The following is a 15971-nucleotide window of genomic DNA, read 5'->3' as shown; positions in this document are numbered from 1 at the left end:
CCAACGACGTGGGAGCGATCGGCGATACGGACCCGAGGGTGGTGCGCGCTGTACTCGGGGGTTCGCGTTCACCACCTAGGTGTGACAGCCAAAGCTCCATACGGCCGAGACGCGTCGAAAGCAGGTGGGGTGAGGCGATCGAGTTCGGTGAAGCCCGCGGAGGTGAGTGCTTCGGCGAAGCGGTCGACGGGCCAGCGGTACGCGGTCGTCACCTTGTGCGGAAACGGTTCGACAGCGCTTTCGCCGGTGAAGAAGCCGACGACGAGCCGACCGCCGGGGCGGAGAACGCGTCGGAATTCGGTGAGGACGGCCGGGATCTCGTGCGGCGGCAGATGAATGAGGGAGAACCAGGAGAGCAGGCCCGCGACGGATTCGTCCGGCGCGTCCACCGCGCGGATCGAACCGACCTCGAACGGAATCCCGGGGTAGGTCGCGCGGGCATGCTCGATGAATTCGGGGACCATGTCGAGGCCCTCGGCCGCGACACCCGCCTCGGTGAGGATGTGCGTGAAATGCCCCGGCCCGCAGCCGAGGTCGAGGACGGGACCCTCGGTGAGGTGACGGAGGACAAAAGCGGAGTCCTCGGGATCGACGGCGGCGGGAAAGCCGCAGACCTCGATGTAGAGCTCGTGCAAGTCGCTGTATGCCGCGCGGACGGTGTCATCAACCACGATGCGACCGTACCAACGCGAAACAGGGCGGTCGGTCTGTTGTTCGTTTGTGCGGGGAGGGACAGGGTAAGGCGGGAAGCGAGGAACTGACAAGCCAGACGAAGGGACCCGACCATGCCGATCAGGCCTGTCCGCCGCATTGCCCGCACACTGCTGGGGACGACGTTCATCGCCACCGGAGTGAACGGTTTGATGAATCCGAAGCCGCGTGCCGAGGCGGCCGCCGCCCTTGCCGACAAGGGGCGCGACAGCCTGCCCGACGCGCTGGCCGCCAAGGTCCCCGACGACCCCGGCAAGATGGTGCAGATCAACGCGATGGTGCAGGTGGCGGGTGGTCTGCTGCTGGCGAGCGGTCGCGCGCCCCGCCCCGCCGCCTTCCTGCTCGCCGCGACCGTCGTCCCGGGCACCGTCACCGAACAGGACTTCTGGTCCGAATCCGACCCCGATCGCAAGGCGGTGAAGCGGGCGGGGTTCCTCAAGGATCTCGGTCTGCTCGGCGGCCTGATGATCGCGGCGGCCGACACCGAGGGCAAGCCGTCGCTGGGCTGGCGTGGCCGCCGCGCCGCCCACAAGCTGATGGATCGCAGCCCGAGCCTGGCCGAGCAGGTGCGCGACGAAGGGGTGGTGGTCCTCGACGCCGCCAAGACGCGCGGGTCGCAACTGGCCGAGGTCGCCAAGGAACGTGGCCCCCAGCTCGCGGAACTCGCCCGCGCCCGCAGCGAGCAACTGGCCGAACTGGCCAGGGAACGCGGCCCGCAGATCGCCGAAGCCGCCCGCGAACGCGGCGCGCACATCGCCGAGGTGGCGCGTGACCGTGGGCCGGAGGTTGCCGACGAGGCGCGCGGTCGCAGCTCGCACCTGGTCGAGGTGGCCAAGGAGCGCGGGGCGCAGCTGGCGGAGATCGCCAGGGAGCGTGGTTCGCAGGCGGCCGAGGTCGCGCGGGAACGCGGTTCGGAGGCGGCCGAGGTCGCACGGGAACGTGGCGCGGAGGCGGCCGAAGTTGCGCGGAAACGCGGCGCGCGGGCGGCTGAGGTCGCGCGCGAACGCGGTGAGGAGGCCAAGGTCCGCGGCAAGTACGCTGCCGAGCTCGCTCGCGAACGTGGTGAGGAAGCCAAGATTCGGGGCAAGTACGCCGCCGAGCTGGCCCGCGAGCGCGGTTCGGAGCTGACCAACGGCAAGCACCGCCGCCTCCCCGCCGCAGCGGCCGATCTCGCCGACCTCGTCGAAAAGACCACGTCCACAACGGCATCCGCCGTCCGTCAGCGCTCGGCCCGCCGGTAGCCGATAGATCGACGCGCCCGAAAGGCCGAGTGCCGGACAACGAATAGCCTCAAACCGCCGCACCGCCACAGCCGGTGCGGCGGTTTGCCGTGTCGGGCTGCTGCCCTTGGGACTCCCCACAAGGATCTGCCCCGATATCCGTGGTCTGTCGGACCCGCCCCGCATGACGGAGCATGGAACTCGCGCGGGAGATCGGGTAATCCCGGCGAATCGGGTTTGATGCCGCGCTCAGGTGTGAATACTGGGCTTTCGCAGTTGTTTTCGGAGAGTGGGATTCATCAGATGTTGTCCGGTCGTGAAACGTCCAAGCCGTATGCCGTTCGAGTCGCGTTGGTCGCGGCGGCGGTGACGATCGGGGTGCTCGGTTCGGCGGGCCAGGCGGCCGCGCTACCCGGCTCGGGTTCGGCGAGTGGGTCGGCGGATCTGGCGACCGGGTCGGCCACCGGTTCGGCGCAGCTGGCGACGGGTTCGGCGGCGGGCTCCTCGGATACCGGTGCCGCGGGCGGTTACTTCGCCTGGCAGTCGTCGCAGTTCCTGAACAACACCCTGCGGTTCCTGCTGTCGCTGCCGCAGGGAAACCTGCGGTAGGACACCTACTTCCAGGCCTTTTCCCAGCGCTCGGCGGCCCAGTCGCGCACATCGGGACTCACCAGGATCGCGGGTAGCAGCAGCGCGAAACCGATCGCGAGCACCGCGAGCCGCACCCACACGCTGAGTTCGGCGAGCGCGCGCAACAACGCGGGCAGCACGCACAGGGCCGCGAGGACGACCAGGATGATCGCGGCGAGGTTGCGGCCGGGCCCGGCGATCAGCGCCGCGCACGTACCGAAGCACAGTCCGAGTACGAGCCCGACGACACCGACGAAGTAGTTGTCCCAGGCCAACCAGCCGGGGCGCGCTGTCCGTTGCGTGGCCACGGCCGCAGCTTAACTCGAGCAGCTACTGGTTTGCGGCGTCTCGGCTGGAGCCGTCGAGAAGCGGGCAGAAGGTGACGAGCGACCATTCCCGCCGGGGGACGATCGAGTCGTGCACCTGCATGGTCATCGCTACGGCGGCGCCGGTCTCCGGGTGCCGGATCCGCTGCACGGGCCGGTCGAGGTGGGAGGGCACGTCGGGCTCGGTGGTCCAGAACCGTTCCCATTCCTCGGCGACCGCGCATGCCGCGAAGAGCCGGTCGATCCGCTCCTTGGGCACGACGCCGGGGCTCATCACCCGGAATCCGTAGACGCACAGGTGAACCTGCTTGTCCCAGTCGAGCATCACCTCGCGTGACCGCGGGTCGAGCAGCATCCATTCCAGCAGCGTGGTGCTGGTGTCGAGGCCGGGAAAGTACCGTGTCCAGGCCGAATTCGTGGCGACCACATCGTAGGTCGTGTACATCTGCAGGCTGGCGGGATACGAGATCGAGTTGAGCAGCACGAGATCGGCGGTGGGAATGTCGCTCGGGATGTCGGCCGCCGGGCTGCCGTAGCGGTCGGCCAGCGACAACGACACCAGGTGATCACGGAAAAGTGCCGGCACGTCGAGTGCGTCGAACAGCGCGGTGAGCGCCTCCAGAGTCGGTGTGCGCGAACCCTGCTCGATCTTCTGGATCAGGGCGGGGGAGATGCCCGCCTGCGCGCTGAGTGCGACGCGGGTGAGGCCTGCCGCCTCGCGACGTTCGCGCAGGTACCTGGCGATCGGTAGGTGCGGGTCTTCCACGTCGCGGTCCTCTTTCGTGCGGTGGGACAAACTGGGACAGTCGTCTAGCTTGACCGACCGTACGGGTGTTCGCGAAAATTCTCGCAGCCGGGCGGGGCAGCGCCGGGCCGACTATCAGTAGTTCCGGAGCGGAACGGTCGCCGGAGGGGACGGCACGCGTGGTTGTCGCGCGCGCCGAGAGCGCCGTCGCCTGTCGAGGCGTCGATACCCGGGTGGCGCAGGGGTCCACCCGGTGATCACGATCCGCGTCCGCTCCGGGACCACGCTGCGAGATTCTTCCGTATCCAGGGAACCGCCGGCCCTCGCGATTCGTCTAATGAAGCAGAGACCGATGAAAGCGGGGGGCGATGACGCAGCTGCAGAGCAAGGGGACCGGGCGCGGTTCCAGATGGATCCTCGGTATTTCCGGCGTGCTCGCGGCCACGGCGGTGCTGGTCGCCGGGCTGGTGTGGTGGCAGCACGACTGGGGTGAGCCGTTCCCGGCCCTCGACAGCGAACACCTCGACGAACAGCAGATCGTGCTGGTCGACGTGTTGCGCCGCGAATACGAGAAGCCCGGTGACGGACCGAAGTACGCCGAGGGCGTGAAGGAGGCGTGGTGCGCCGACTTCGTCAGCTGGACGATGCGCGAGGCGGGCAGGCCCCTGAGCAACCCGAACTCCGGTTCCTGGCGCATCCCCGGGGTGTACACGCTGCAGGAGTACTACGAGACCGTCGGCCGGTTCACTCGTCCCGACGTGGGTTACCGGCCGCGCACCGGCGACGTGGTGCTCTACGGTCCCGACAGCCCGCTCGGTCAGCACACCAACATCGTGTTGAAGGCCGAGGGCGACACGATCACCACCATCGGCGGCAACGAGATGGGCACCATCCGGATTCGCACCATCGAGGTGAGCGAAACGCCCGACCTCGTGGGGTACGGACGATTCTGAAAGTTACTGTCGCGCAAGGTAACCGACCCCACCGACGCGGCACGACCGGGCCGGTGCACGTACGATGGACCACGCGGCGCCCGGCAGCGCCGCAGCCGACCCCTCCGTCCTGCTTCCCCCTCATCGGCAGGACGGGGGAGTTGCGCCGACACCTGGCCGCGCACTCCGATCACGTACCGTGTTCGATGTGCGTGTGAAGGTGACCGGAGAAGCACCTCGTGACCCGAAGCGGATCGAGTACGCCGATTTCGGCGAGCGATTCGTCAGGTACGCGGTGACCGAGGACCGGATCGCCGCGGCCGTCGCGGGCATGACCGGGCGTGGTGTGCAGATCGGCCCCTTCTCCCTCGGCCCGGCGGGACTGGCCGGCTTCGCCGCCGAAGGCACCCTCGGCACCCCGGTGGTCACCCGCAATCCCGGTGACGCGCTCACCTTCGGTGTGAAGGTCCCCCTCAAACTCGCGGTGAACCTGATTCTCGGCGGCCGCAAACTCGGCGTGGCCGCCGTCGTCGAGATCGCCCTCACCCTGCACGCCCGCACCGCCGCACCGCTGCTCCTCGTCATGGACGTCGGCACGGTGACGGCCAAGGACGTGAGTTTCACTCTGCGTGCCGAGGCCATCGACACCGCCTGGGAAATGCTGCTCGACCCCATCGCGGGCCTCGTTCAGCGCGAGGTCGCGGGCCGGGTCAACGCCATCATCAGCGATCCCAAGGCGCGAGCCGAGCGCGTGTTCGACATCGAGGCGATCCTCGACGGTTATCGCTCCCCGCACCGCAACGACACCGTGTTCGACTGGATCGACCACCGCGAATTCGGTCTGCGCTTCTTCACCCAGATCGTCACCCGCGACCGCGTGCACAGCGTGGTCGCCCAGATGGCGGGCGGTGAGATCGCGATCGGACCACTGTCGGAGGGCCCGCGCGGCGCGGCGACGGTGACCGTACGCGGCGCGATCGAGCAGCCGCGAGTGGTCGAGCGCGGCGCGGCCGTACCCGGCGAGCTGCGGGTGTTCGACATGACCCTGCCAGTCGGCCTCGACATCACCGTCGACGTGCTCAAAGCCAACCACTACCGCGCCGACCTCGAGATCCCCCTCGTCCTCACGGCGCGCGCCGCCGAACCCTTGCAGATCGTGATCGAGGTGCCGCCGCCCGCCATCGAGGACATCTCGATGGAGTTCACCGCCAAGGGTTTGCGCGCGGCGACGCTCGCCCGGCTGGCAGGCATCAAAAAACAGGTGATGGCCCAGGTCGTCGCCGTGGTGAGCACCGAGCTCGCCGATCCGACGGGCCGGACCATCGACGTCGGCGCCGCCATCGACGGCGCCACCTGACCTGTGACCGATGGTGCTGCTGTGATTACTGGGTCTAGCGGTGCCGGTGTGAGCTGTGGTGAAATGAGTCGCACGTTCTAGGCTCCCGGCGCGTACGGGGTTGACGCGCCGGGCTCGCTTGCCGGGTTGTGGTCGGGTTGCGCGAAGGAGTCCTGTGATGCGTTCTGGTTCGGTCACCCGGCGTGAGTTCTTCGGATTCGCCGCCGCCGCGACAACTCTCGGCCTCGGACTGGCTGCCACGCCTGCCGCGGCACAGTCCTACGGCACCCTGGTCGACTACGCGGCCGGTGTCCCCTCGGCCGAGGCGATCAAGGCCGCGGGCCACATCGGCGTGATCCGCTACGTCTCCGACCGCAGGCCGGGCGCCGAGTGGATGGAGGGCAAACCGCTGCTGCCCGGCGAAGTAGAAGACCTGTGGGCGCACGGGTTGTCGATCGTGTCGAACTACCAGTTCGGCAAGGGCCCGACCGCCGATTGGCGTGGTGGCCTCGAAGCCGGCAAGCAGCACGCCGAACGCGGCTGGGAACTGCACACCGCCGCAGGCGGACCCGACACCGCCCCGATCTACGCCTCCATCGACGACAACCCCTCCGAGCAGGAGTTCGACGAGATGATCGCGCCCTATATCGAGGGCTGGCAGTCGGTGCTCGGCCCCGACCTCGTCGGCATCTACGCCAACACACCGACGATCGACCGCGCCCTCGCCGCGGGCCTCGGTTCCTGGTTCTGGCAGCACAATTGGGGCACCCCGAGAGGTTTCGTGCACGACAACGCCCACCTGCACCAGTTCGAGATCGACAAGCGCGCCATCGACGGCGTCGGCGTCGACGTGAACACCGTGCTGGCCTCGGACTACGGCCAGTGGTGACCCCCTGAAACAACTCGAGCCCGGCACCGTTCGTGAGAACGGGACCGGGCTCGAGTTCTGCCTACCTACACGGTGAAGAATCCGAGGGTCGGCATGAAGTTGCAGGTGCGCGGGGCGGCGCCCTCGGCGGCGGTGGTCAGCGAGCCGGAGATCACCGCGACCACCCGGCCGTGACCGGTGTTGGCGATGGTCGACAGCGTGGCGGGCCCACCGGGGTTGATCTTCGCCTCGTCGGTGAGCGTCTGCACGCCCGACTGACGGGTGTCGAGGTTGAGCCACTGCACCGTCATCGGCGGGTTCTGTTCGGCGGTCGGCGCCTTGGTGCCGAGCGCGGTGAACACGAAACCGGCCTGTCCGGCGGCGGGACCGGGCGGGGGCAGCTGGGCAGGACCGGGCACCGCGAGCGCGGTGCCGACCGAGTCGGCGCCGTCACCGATGCACGCCTTGCCGATGGTCGGGTACAGGAACTGCGCGATCACCGGGCCGTTCTCGGGGATGTCGGGGCCACCGCCGCCGCTACCGTCGAGAAAGGTGATGATCCGCTCGAGCGTCGCCTTGATGGCGGGCGGCAGATTCATGGTCGCCAGCAGGACCCGCGCCTGATCGAGCAGGGCGGTCTGCGGGCTCGCGACATCGGCGGGACCGGCGATCAGGCCGGTCACAGCGGGCGCGAAAGCGGCGAGCGCGTCGACCGGGACGCCCTCGGGCACCATCGGCACGCTGACCGGGGCCGCCTGTGCGGCGGGCGCGGCCGTTGTCGACGCGGGCACGGCGAGCATGGCGCCTGCCGCGAGGGCGAGAGCGGTCGTTGCGATCCGCGATGCTCGGCTACGAAGCACTTGTCCAGCCGTCCTTACCTCGGTGTTGCGATGGGCGAGGGTTGTCGGTCCCCATGACGGGGTCACTCTAAGGACAACGCTGCCGTGTTGTACAGCCGCCGGGCCCGTGAAGGCATCCCGGCCGAAAATACTCTGCATCGAAGCTAGCCCCCGAATGTGTTACCAGTGGGGACGTTGATGCAACTGTGACCAGCAGTGTCGCGCAGCAGACTACTGGACCTCGGTTTTCGGCCCGCCTCGATTCTGGAGCGACGGAGCGAAGGAGCGAAGCGACTGAGCGGAGGAGTGAAGAATCGAGGCCCGCCAGGGCCGAAAACCCGCGGCGCCAGCCGCACATCCAACACAGCTATTGTGATCTGGCACCGCGTACGCGCCATTTCATACGACCGAAAGCACGGCCTTGAACCGACACCTCCGATGGGCTCTCGCGCTGCTCGGATTGTCCGTGCTCGCCCGGCTGGCCTGGATGCTGTTCGCGCCCAACGGGCTCAACGTCGTCGACCTGCACGTGTACGTCGATGGTTCGGCCTCGCTGCTCACCGATCGTCTCTACGACTTCACCTACGCGGAGAAGACGCCCGACTTCCCGCTGCCGTTCACGTATCCGCCGTTCGCCGCGCTGGTCTTCTTCCCTCTGCACTACCTGCCGTTTTCGGTGGTCGCGGTGGGCTGGATGCTGGCGACCGTCGCCGCGCTCTACGGCGTGATCGCGATCAGTTTCGAACTGCTGCTCGGTAAGAAGACCGCGCGGGAAACGACGTGGGTCACCGCCGCGGTCGGCTGGACCGCGCTGGGTGTGTGGCTCGAGCCGGTGCGCACGACCATCGACTACGGCCAGGTGAATGTGTTCCTGGTGTTCGGGGCGATGCTCGCGGTGCGCAGTTCCCGATGGTGGGTCTCCGGTGGGCTCGTCGGTGTGATCGCGGGGATCAAATTGACGCCTGCGATCACCGGCCTCTATTTCGTCGCTCGCCGCCGGTGGGCGACCGTGGTGTGGTCGGCGGCGGCGTTCGGGCTGACGGTTGCTGTGAGTTTTCTCATCAATGCCCATGAAGCCGAGCGCTATTTCGGCACGCTGCTCGGTGACGCCGACCGGATCGGCCCGGTGGGTTCGGTCTGGAATCAGTCGTTGCGCGGCGCGCTGAGCCGGATCCTCGGCTACGACGTCGGTTCGGGCCCGTGGTGGATCGCCGGTGTGCTGCTCACCGCCGTGCTGGCGTTCCTGGCCTGGCGCACCCTCGGCCCCGACGACCGGCTCGGCACCCTGGTGCTGGTGCAGCTGTTCGGCCTGATGATCTCGCCGATCTCCTGGTCGCACCACTGGGTGTGGCTGATCCCCACTGTGCTGTGGCTGCTCTACGGCCCGCTGAAGGCCGAGCGCATGGCGCGCGTGCTGGCCGCGTTCTGGGTGCTGACGATGCTGGTCGGCGTGCCGTGGGTGCTGTCGTTCGCGCAGCCGACGATCTGGGAGATCCCGCGTCCGTGGGTGCTGGCCTGGCTCGGCGCGGTGGATGTGATCGGGGTGTTCGTGCTGCTCGGCTGGCTGGTGTGGCACGGGCGCGACACGCTCGCCGCGCAGGTGCGTGGCCGTCGCGCGGTGGAGGTTCCGGCGGGCTGACTCAGCCCCCGACGAGGTCGTCGATCACGTGCGCCATCGCCGTGTCCTGCCCGGTGAGCCCGCCCGCGGAATGCGTGCTGAGCGTGAAACGGATTGTGCGCCAACGGATATCGATGTCGGGATGATGATCGGCCTGCTCGGCCGCGGTGGCGACCCGGCGGACCAGTTCGATTCCGTCGAGGAAGCTCGGGGCTTTCACCGTCCGGGTGATGGCGTCGCCGTCGCGCGACCAGTCCGGCAGTGTGGCCAGGGCGATGGTGATCTCGGGGTCGGAGAGCAGCGGAGTACCCATAAGTGCAGTTCTACGCCTCATCGGGGCGCGGCGCATCGCCCGTCGTCGGATGCTCAGGCGGCGCGCGCCTGTTTCAGGGCCTTTTTGAGATCTTTACCGCACACACCGGCGGCTTCGGCCTTCTTCATACGCATGATGACGACGGGGCATTTGAAGCAGCGCGTCTTCTTTCTGCAGCACTTTTTCTTCGGCTTGAGGCTGGAAACCTTCTTCGCCTTTACCTTGCCCACGCGGGTTAGCTTACCCTAAGTACAAAGGCTGACACGTGCCTGCCACTTCGGTACCGGTAGTCTGGAACAGGCCGCGAGCAAGATTCATGCGTGCCAAATACATCAACAGCAGGAGGATCCAGGCGTGTCGTCTACACGCGATTTCCGCAACGTCGCCATCGTGGCCCACGTCGACCACGGCAAGACGACCCTGGTCGACGCCATGCTTCGTCAGTCGGGCGCGTTCGCTGAGCGGGCCGAACTGGTCGACCGAGTCATGGACTCCGGTGACCTCGAGCGCGAGAAGGGCATCACCATTCTCGCGAAGAACACCGCCGTCCACCGGCACCACCCCGACGGTTCCGTCACCGTCATCAATGTCATCGATACCCCGGGCCACGCCGACTTCGGTGGTGAGGTCGAACGTGGCCTCTCCATGGTCGACGGTGTCGTCCTGCTCGTCGACGCGTCCGAGGGCCCGCTCCCGCAGACCCGGTTCGTGCTGCGCAAGGCGCTCGCGGCCAAGCTGCCGGTGATCCTGGTCGTCAACAAGACCGACCGGCCCGACGCCCGTATCGCCGAGGTCGTCGAGGAGTCGCACGATCTGCTGCTCGACCTGGCTTCCGACCTCGACGACGAGGCCGCCGAAGCCGCCGAGCTGGCGCTGGACCTGCCGGTCCTGTACGCCTCGGGCCGTGAGGGCAAGGCGTCCAAGGAGCAGCCGGAGAACGGTTCCGCTCCCGCCGCCGAGAACCTCGACGCCCTGTTCGACGTGCTGCTGGAATACATCCCGGCGCCCAAGAGCAACAAGGACGCGCCGCTGCAGGCGCACGTCACCAACCTCGACGCGTCGGCCTTCCTCGGCCGTCTCGCGCTGGTCCGCATCTACAGCGGTGAGCTGCGCAAGGGCCAGAACGTGGCCTGGATCAACGCCGACGGCGTCAAGACCGTCAAGATCACCGAGCTGCTGCAGACCGTCGGTGTCGAGCGTCAGCCGGGCGAGGTCGCCGAGGCCGGTGACATCGTCGCCATCGCAGGCATCCCCGACATCATGATCGGCGACACCCTCGCCGACGTGGAGAACCCGGTCGCGCTGCCGCGCATCTCGGTCGACGAGCCGGCCATCTCGGTGGTCATCGGCACCAACACCTCGCCGCTGGTCGGCCGGGTGCAGGGCCACAAGCTCACCGCCCGCATGGTGAAGGCGCGCCTGGATCAGGAACTGATCGGCAACGTGTCGCTGCGCGTGCTCGATATCGGCCGTCCCGACGCCTGGGAGGTGCAGGGCCGTGGTGAGCTGGCGCTGGCCATCCTGGTCGAGCAGATGCGTCGTGAGGGCTTCGAGCTCACCGTCGGCAAGCCGCAGGTGGTCACCAAGCAGGTCGACGGCAAGACCCACGAGCCGTTCGAAGAGCTGACCATCGACTGCCCCGACGAGTACCTGGGCGCCATCACCCAGCTGCTGGCCGCCCGCAAGGGCAAGATGGTGCAGATGAGCAACCATGCCGCCGGTTGGGTGCGCATGGAGTTCATCGTCCCCTCGCGTGGCCTGATCGGCTTCCGCACCGTGTTCCTCACCGAGACCCGCGGCACCGGCATCGCCAACGCCGTGTCCCACGGGTACGCCCCGTGGGCCGGTGAGATCCGCGCTCGCCACACCGGTTCGCTGGTGTCGGACCGCGCGGGCACCGTCACCCCGTTCGCGATGATCCAGCTGGCCGATCGTGGTCAGTTCTTCGTCGAGCCGGGTGCGGACACCTATGAGGGCATGGTCGTCGGTATCAACCCGCGTGCCGAGGATCTCGATATCAATGTGACCCGCGAGAAGAAGCTGACCAACATGCGCAGCGCGACCGCAGACACCTTCGAGACCATGGCCAAGCCCCTGCAGCTCGACCTCGAGCTGGCGATGGAGTTCTGTGCCGGCGACGAGTGCGTGGAGGTCACCCCCGAGGTGGTTCGCGTGCGCAAGGTCGTGCTCGGTGCCAACGAGCGGGCGCGTGACCTGTCGCGCCGCAAAGCCCGCGACAAGGCCGCCGCAGGATCATAAGCGGCTGGCGCCGCGGGGTTCGGGCCTAAACCCTCACCTCTTCCCTCCCTCCGGGCACTCCTTCGTCGCACCCTCCGGTCAGTCCAGAGGCGAGGGACGGCCCGAACCCAAGGCGGTTGGATGGTACTCAGTACCGTCCAACCGCCTTTTTCGTGCTCGAATCCGGCGGCGCCGACCGAAGCGCAATCCCGTAGAGTGCGGGGCGTGGTGAGTCCGGGGTGGTGCGCAAAGTGGCGCGTGTCGGTGCTGGCGATGATCGCCTCGACGGTGGTCGTGGCCGGGTGCACCGCGAATCCGCCGCCACCGATCGAGAGCACCGATTCGCCCAAGACCACCCAGGCCAAGCCGGGCAAGAACACCGTTGTCGTCGCGATCGACGACATCGGGATCGGATTCAACCCGCATCTGCGTTCGGATCAGTCGCCCGCGACCAACGCGGTGAGTTCGATGGTGTTGCCGAGCCCGTTCCGGCCGGTGCCCAATCCCGCGCATCCCGGCGTGGTGGATTTCGTGCCCGACTCGGCGCTGATCGTGTCGGCCGATGTGACCTCGCAGGAACCGTTCACCATCACCTATACCCTGCGTAATCAGGCGAATTGGTCCGACGGTGCGCCGATCGCCGCCGAGGACTTTCGGTTCCTGTGGCAGCAGATGATCTCCCAGCCCGGTGTGGTCGATCCGGCGGGGTACCGGCTGATCTCCGACGTGGCGTCCTCCGGTGGGGGCAAAACGGTCACTGTGACGCTGACCCAGCCGTACCCGGCATGGCGTGAGCTGTTCGCGAACCTGCTGCCCTCCCATCTGGTGAAGGACTCCCCAGGCGGATTCACCAGCGGACTCGTCGACCGGATCCCGGTGTCGGGCGGCAACTTCACGATCAAGTCCGTGGATCGCGGGCGCGACGAGATCCTGCTCGAACGCAACGACCGGTTCTGGGGCACCCCGGCCGCACCGGACCAGATCCTGTTGCGCCGCGGCGGATCTCCCTCCCAACTCGCCGAATCCCTGCGCACCGGTGACGCGCAGATGGCGCTGGTGCACGGCGGCGTCGCCACCCAGGCGCAACTCGCGGCCATCCCGTCGGTGCGCACGACGATCATGCCGCAGGCGCGGGAACTGCAGCTCACTCTCAACGGCCGCTCCGGCGACCTGGTCGACGTGCGCGTGCGCAAAGCGCTGCTGGCACTGCTCGATCCCGCCCTGCTCGCCACCGTCGGGGCGCAGAGCGGTGGTTGGGTGGAACCCGCTCGCGCCCAAGTACTTCCACCGTCGAGCCCCGGCTATCTGCCGACCGCCCCGCCCCGGCTCAGCGCCGACGAGGCGTTCGCCCTGTTGGCCGAGGCCGGTTTCGGGCGGGCCCCGGAGACGCCGCAGACGAGTTCGCCCACTTCGCCCGCACCACAACCACGTTCGGTGGCGCGCAACGGCAAGGGTTTGTCGGTGCGCATCGGCGCGGTCGCCGAGGACGAGGCTGCGCTGGCTGTTGCCAATACCGCCGCCGACCAATTGCGCAGTGCCGGAATCGATGCCACCGTGCGCGGGGTCGCCGCCGACGAACTCTACGGTCGCGAACTCACCGAGTCGTCGGTCGACGCGATCGTCGGGTGGGAACTGGCGGGCGGTGATCCGGCGACGGTGCTCGCCTCCCGGTACGGATGTCCGCCGGTGGAGCCGCCGGGCGCCGACGGCCCGGTGCTCGCGGCGGCCGAGGCCTACCGGCAGGCGCCGAGCAATGTCGGTGGAGTGTGTGATCCGGGCTTGCAGCCGTCGATCGACGAGGCGCTGCGCGGGATCGAGGTGGGCCGGATCGTGGCCGAGGCCGAGCCCAAGCTGTGGGAACTGTCGACGGTGCTGCCGATCGTGCAGGACAACGTCGTCGCGGCGGCGGGCCCGCGCGTGGACGGTGCGTCGCTGTCGGGCGCCATCCAGGTCGGCATCTTCGGTGACACGGCACAGTGGCGGAGGATCCCATGACGCGCGAAACCGGTGGCCTGCTCCTGGTGCACGCCCACCCCGACGACGAAACCCTCACCACCGGTGGCACCATCGCGCACTACCGCCGTCGTGGTGTGCCGGTGACCGTGGTGACCTGCACGCTCGGTGAGGAAGGCGAGGTCATCGGCGAGCGCTGGGCGCGCCTGGTCGCCGCCGAGGCCGACCAGCTCGGCGGCTACCGCATCAGCGAACTCACCGCCGCCCTCGCCGCGCTCGACGCGGGCGAACCGCTCTTCCTCGGCGGGCCGGGTCGCTGGCGTGATTCCGGGATGGCGGGCACGCCGTCGGCCGAGCATCCGCGCGCGTTCGTGAACTCCGGTGACGCGGCGGTCGACGAACTCGTGGCGGTGTTGCTGGAACTGCGCCCGCGCGTGGTCGTCACCTACGACCCGCGCGGCGGCTACGGCCATCCCGACCACATCCGGGCACACCACGTCACCACCGCCGCCGTGGCCGCGGCCGCCGAACAGGGCTACGACGTGCCCAAGTTCTACTGGACCGTCACCGACGCCGACCTGCTGCGCCAGCACACCGCCGCCCTGGCCCGCCGCACCGTCGACGGGCTGCCCGGCGCCCTGCCCGAGGGGTGGCGGTTGCCCGTGGAGGCGGAGCTGGCCGCGATGTCGACCACCGCCGGGGTGAGCACCGTGGTCGAGGTGTCGGACGTGCTCGCCGCCAAGCGTGCGGCCATGCGCGCGCACGCCACCCAGGTGACCCTCGCGCCGAGCGGCCGTGAGTTCGCGCTGTCGAACAACATCGCCCTGCCGGTGCTGCCGGAGGAACATTTCACCCTGGTGCGTGGCACCCGTGGGCCGGTCGGCGACGACGGGTTCGAGCACGACCTGTTCGCCGGCCTCGAATGAGCCGACCGGCCGAATAGACTCGCCCGCATGGTGACCTCCGACCAGTCCACCGCGCGCCGTGGCGTGCGTCTGCCCGCACCGCCCGATCCCCTCGTCGCCGGGCTCATCGTCGTGTTGCTCATGGTCGACGCACTCATCACCCTCGCGCTCGAGGTGCTGTTCCTGCCGCTGTACATCGGGTCGGTGCCGCTGCCGATCGCGGCGCTGGTGGCCGGGGTGGTGAATGTCGGTCTGGTGTACGGGATGGCGAGCGTCACCGATCGGCTCGGTTTCATCTTCGCGCCGATCGTGTTGTGGCTCTTCGGTTTCCTGCTGTGCGCCTCGCGCGGTCCGGGCGGTGACGTGATGCTCGGCAACGACGGTCGCACCCTGCTGCTGCTGGCCTGCGGGGTGCTCGCGCCCATGGGTTACCTGTATTTCCGGGCGAATTCGCCCCGCGCCCGCCCAGCGGGCTGATCACCCTCGACGGGTCTCGATCCCGTCGAGGATGAGGTCCAGTTCGCGGGTGAACTTGTCGAAGACGGCAGGGTCGGGCTTGTCCCGCAACCGCGCGAGCTGGTCGGTGTAGCGCTGGTGCAGGCGGGGGAAGGGGCGGGCGGCGGCCTCGCTGGCGGCGAGTACCTGGGTGGCCCACTGTTCGCTGGACAGGCCGCTCTGCGCGATCGTCATCAGCATGGCGGCCTCGCCGCCGCAGGAGCCGACGACGAACTGGAAGACGGCGTTGCCCGCGATGTCGACCACGTCGTCGGGCAGGCCCGCGGCGTCGAGGATCGCGATCATCGAGTCGGTGAGCCGCATCATGTTGGGGCCGAGGTACATCAGCGCGGCGGTGCTGAGCACCACGGTGATCCACGGGTGCGCGAGCAGGGTCTTGCGCACTCCGGCGGCTTGTTCGTGCATCACCTCGCGCCAGCGGTCGCCGTCGGGGGCGGGGACAGGAACCTCGCCGATCACCTGGTCGACGACCAGTTCCAGTAGCTCGTCCTTGTTGGCGACGTGGGTGTAGAGCGAGGTGGCGCCCGCACCGAGCCGGGCGCCGAGTTTGCGCATGCTCAGGGCGTCGAACCCCTCCTCGTCGAGCAGGCGGATCGCCTCCGCCACGATCTGGTCGCGGCTCAGCGCGGGTTGGTCGCGGCGTTCGCGGGGCGGCCTGGTCCACACCGACGGGATCCCGGTCGGGCTCGCTGCCATCGCTGCCTCCTCTGCTGTGTCGGGTCTCGTCCAGCATAGCCGGTTCATGAACAGTGTTCGGTGGCCGTACAACGTTCCCCTTGCGCACGCCGTTCTCTGGACCGTACAGTGTTCGCAACAACCGC

17 protein-coding genes are annotated in these 15971 nt (G+C 68.5%); 10 read left to right on the top strand and 7 right to left on the bottom strand.

All coding sequences use genetic code 11. From position 1 onward, the window contains the following. Window positions 1-68: 68 nt before the first annotated feature. A complete protein-coding gene (locus tag HYG95_RS03480; RefSeq protein ID WP_181696567.1) occupies window positions 69-671 on the bottom strand; it encodes a trans-aconitate 2-methyltransferase in 603 nt (200 codons plus the stop codon). Between the two features lie 114 nt (window positions 672-785). Here HYG95_RS03480 and HYG95_RS03475 point away from each other — a divergent pair, with 114 nt between their 5' ends. Beyond that, window positions 786-1952 (top strand): DoxX family membrane protein, encoded by a 1167-nt coding sequence (locus HYG95_RS03475; protein ID WP_181696566.1) that lies wholly within the window; start codon window positions 786-788, stop codon window positions 1950-1952. Between the two features lie 282 nt (window positions 1953-2234). Beyond that, window positions 2235-2540 carry a hypothetical protein gene (locus tag HYG95_RS03470; RefSeq protein ID WP_181696565.1) on the top strand — a complete coding sequence of 102 codons (306 nt, stop codon included), beginning with the start codon at window positions 2235-2237 and terminating at the stop codon, window positions 2538-2540. Window positions 2541-2545: 5 nt separating this feature from the next. Here HYG95_RS03470 and HYG95_RS03465 read toward each other — a convergent pair whose 3' ends face one another. Continuing rightward, complete coding sequence (locus tag HYG95_RS03465) at window positions 2546-2869, bottom strand: hypothetical protein (protein WP_181696564.1); 324 nt, start codon at window positions 2867-2869, stop codon at window positions 2546-2548. Window positions 2870-2891: 22 nt separating this feature from the next. After that, window positions 2892-3683, bottom strand: a complete 792-nt coding sequence (locus HYG95_RS03460; protein ID WP_220139010.1) for a helix-turn-helix domain-containing protein — start codon at window positions 3681-3683, stop codon at window positions 2892-2894. Between the two features lie 317 nt (window positions 3684-4000). Here HYG95_RS03460 and HYG95_RS03455 point away from each other — a divergent pair, with 317 nt between their 5' ends. The 3 genes from HYG95_RS03455 (at window position 4001) to HYG95_RS03445 (ending at window position 6789) form a co-directional block, all read left to right on the top strand. After that, window positions 4001-4585 (top strand): CHAP domain-containing protein, encoded by a 585-nt coding sequence (locus HYG95_RS03455; protein ID WP_181696563.1) that lies wholly within the window; start codon window positions 4001-4003, stop codon window positions 4583-4585. Between the two features lie 187 nt (window positions 4586-4772). After that, window positions 4773-5921, top strand: a complete 1149-nt coding sequence (locus HYG95_RS03450) for a hypothetical protein (RefSeq protein WP_225278767.1) — start codon at window positions 4773-4775, stop codon at window positions 5919-5921. Between the two features lie 157 nt (window positions 5922-6078). After that, entirely contained in the window at window positions 6079-6789 is a 711-nt protein-coding gene (locus tag HYG95_RS03445; RefSeq protein WP_181696562.1) for a DUF1906 domain-containing protein, read from the top strand. Window positions 6790-6854: 65 nt separating this feature from the next. Here HYG95_RS03445 and HYG95_RS03440 read toward each other — a convergent pair whose 3' ends face one another. Continuing rightward, window positions 6855-7628, bottom strand: coding sequence for a hypothetical protein (locus tag HYG95_RS03440; protein WP_067485726.1), 774 nt, complete (start codon window positions 7626-7628; stop codon window positions 6855-6857). Window positions 7629-8028: 400 nt separating this feature from the next. Between HYG95_RS03440 and HYG95_RS03435 the strand changes: the two genes are divergently transcribed. Further along, window positions 8029-9246 (top strand): mannosyltransferase, encoded by a 1218-nt coding sequence (locus HYG95_RS03435; RefSeq protein ID WP_181696561.1) that lies wholly within the window; start codon window positions 8029-8031, stop codon window positions 9244-9246. Window position 9247: 1 nt separating this feature from the next. Here HYG95_RS03435 and HYG95_RS03430 read toward each other — a convergent pair whose 3' ends face one another. Together HYG95_RS03430 and HYG95_RS03425 are read right to left on the bottom strand one after the other, a co-directional pair. Continuing rightward, window positions 9248-9538, bottom strand: coding sequence for a 4a-hydroxytetrahydrobiopterin dehydratase (locus tag HYG95_RS03430; protein ID WP_181696560.1), 291 nt, complete (start codon window positions 9536-9538; stop codon window positions 9248-9250). A gap of 53 nt (window positions 9539-9591) precedes the next feature. Beyond that, window positions 9592-9768: a hypothetical protein gene (locus tag HYG95_RS03425; protein ID WP_181696559.1), complete on the bottom strand. Its 177-nt coding sequence runs from the start codon at window positions 9766-9768 to the stop codon at window positions 9592-9594. Window positions 9769-9892: 124 nt separating this feature from the next. On the opposite strand from HYG95_RS03425, the gene typA reads away from it, so the two are divergent. From typA to HYG95_RS03405, 4 genes are all read left to right on the top strand, one after another. Next, window positions 9893-11797 carry a translational GTPase TypA gene (gene typA / locus HYG95_RS03420; protein WP_181696558.1) on the top strand — a complete coding sequence of 635 codons (1905 nt, stop codon included), beginning with the start codon at window positions 9893-9895 and terminating at the stop codon, window positions 11795-11797. Between the two features lie 252 nt (window positions 11798-12049). Further along, window positions 12050-13771: an ABC transporter family substrate-binding protein gene (locus tag HYG95_RS03415; RefSeq protein ID WP_181696772.1), complete on the top strand. Its 1722-nt coding sequence runs from the start codon at window positions 12050-12052 to the stop codon at window positions 13769-13771. Further along, the gene (mshB, locus tag HYG95_RS03410; RefSeq protein ID WP_181696557.1) at window positions 13768-14655 is read left to right on the top strand and encodes an N-acetyl-1-D-myo-inositol-2-amino-2-deoxy-alpha-D-glucopyranoside deacetylase; all 888 of its coding nucleotides are present in this window, start codon (window positions 13768-13770) and stop codon (window positions 14653-14655) included. The genes HYG95_RS03415 and mshB overlap by 4 nt, the downstream gene beginning before the upstream one ends. 27 nt (window positions 14656-14682) lie before the next feature. After that, window positions 14683-15111, top strand: coding sequence for a hypothetical protein (locus HYG95_RS03405; protein WP_181696556.1), 429 nt, complete (start codon window positions 14683-14685; stop codon window positions 15109-15111). Here HYG95_RS03405 and HYG95_RS03400 read toward each other — a convergent pair whose 3' ends face one another. Further along, window positions 15112-15846: a TetR/AcrR family transcriptional regulator C-terminal domain-containing protein gene (locus tag HYG95_RS03400; RefSeq protein ID WP_067637748.1), complete on the bottom strand. Its 735-nt coding sequence runs from the start codon at window positions 15844-15846 to the stop codon at window positions 15112-15114. Window positions 15847-15971: the final 125 nt, after the last annotated feature.

It is taken from the genome of Nocardia sp. GTS18 (assembly GCF_013839555.1).
Taxonomy (GTDB): Bacteria; Actinomycetota; Actinomycetes; order Mycobacteriales; family Mycobacteriaceae; genus Nocardia; species Nocardia rosealba.
Note: the sequence above shows the minus strand (reverse complement) of the source record. Positions and strands in the feature narration are given on the sequence as shown.

Bases quoted from the DNA above. Each gene is read 5' to 3' on its own strand.
- HYG95_RS03475 (WP_181696566.1), top strand. From the start codon at position 786: ATGCCGATCAGGCCTGTCCGCCGCATTGCCCGCACACTGCTGGGGACG.
- HYG95_RS03470 (WP_181696565.1), top strand. From the start codon at position 2,235: ATGTTGTCCGGTCGTGAAACGTCCAAGCCGTATGCCGTTCGAGTCGCG.
- HYG95_RS03455 (WP_181696563.1), top strand. From the start codon at position 4,001: ATGACGCAGCTGCAGAGCAAGGGGACCGGGCGCGGTTCCAGATGGATC.
- HYG95_RS03445 (WP_181696562.1), top strand. From the start codon at position 6,079: ATGCGTTCTGGTTCGGTCACCCGGCGTGAGTTCTTCGGATTCGCCGCC.
- HYG95_RS03430 (WP_181696560.1), bottom strand. From the start codon at position 9,538: ATGGGTACTCCGCTGCTCTCCGACCCCGAGATCACCATCGCCCTGGCC.
- HYG95_RS03415 (WP_181696772.1), top strand. From the start codon at position 12,050: ATGATCGCCTCGACGGTGGTCGTGGCCGGGTGCACCGCGAATCCGCCG.
- mshB (WP_181696557.1), top strand. From the start codon at position 13,768: ATGACGCGCGAAACCGGTGGCCTGCTCCTGGTGCACGCCCACCCCGAC.
- HYG95_RS03405 (WP_181696556.1), top strand. From the start codon at position 14,683: ATGGTGACCTCCGACCAGTCCACCGCGCGCCGTGGCGTGCGTCTGCCC.
- HYG95_RS03400 (WP_067637748.1), bottom strand. From the start codon at position 15,846: ATGGCAGCGAGCCCGACCGGGATCCCGTCGGTGTGGACCAGGCCGCCC.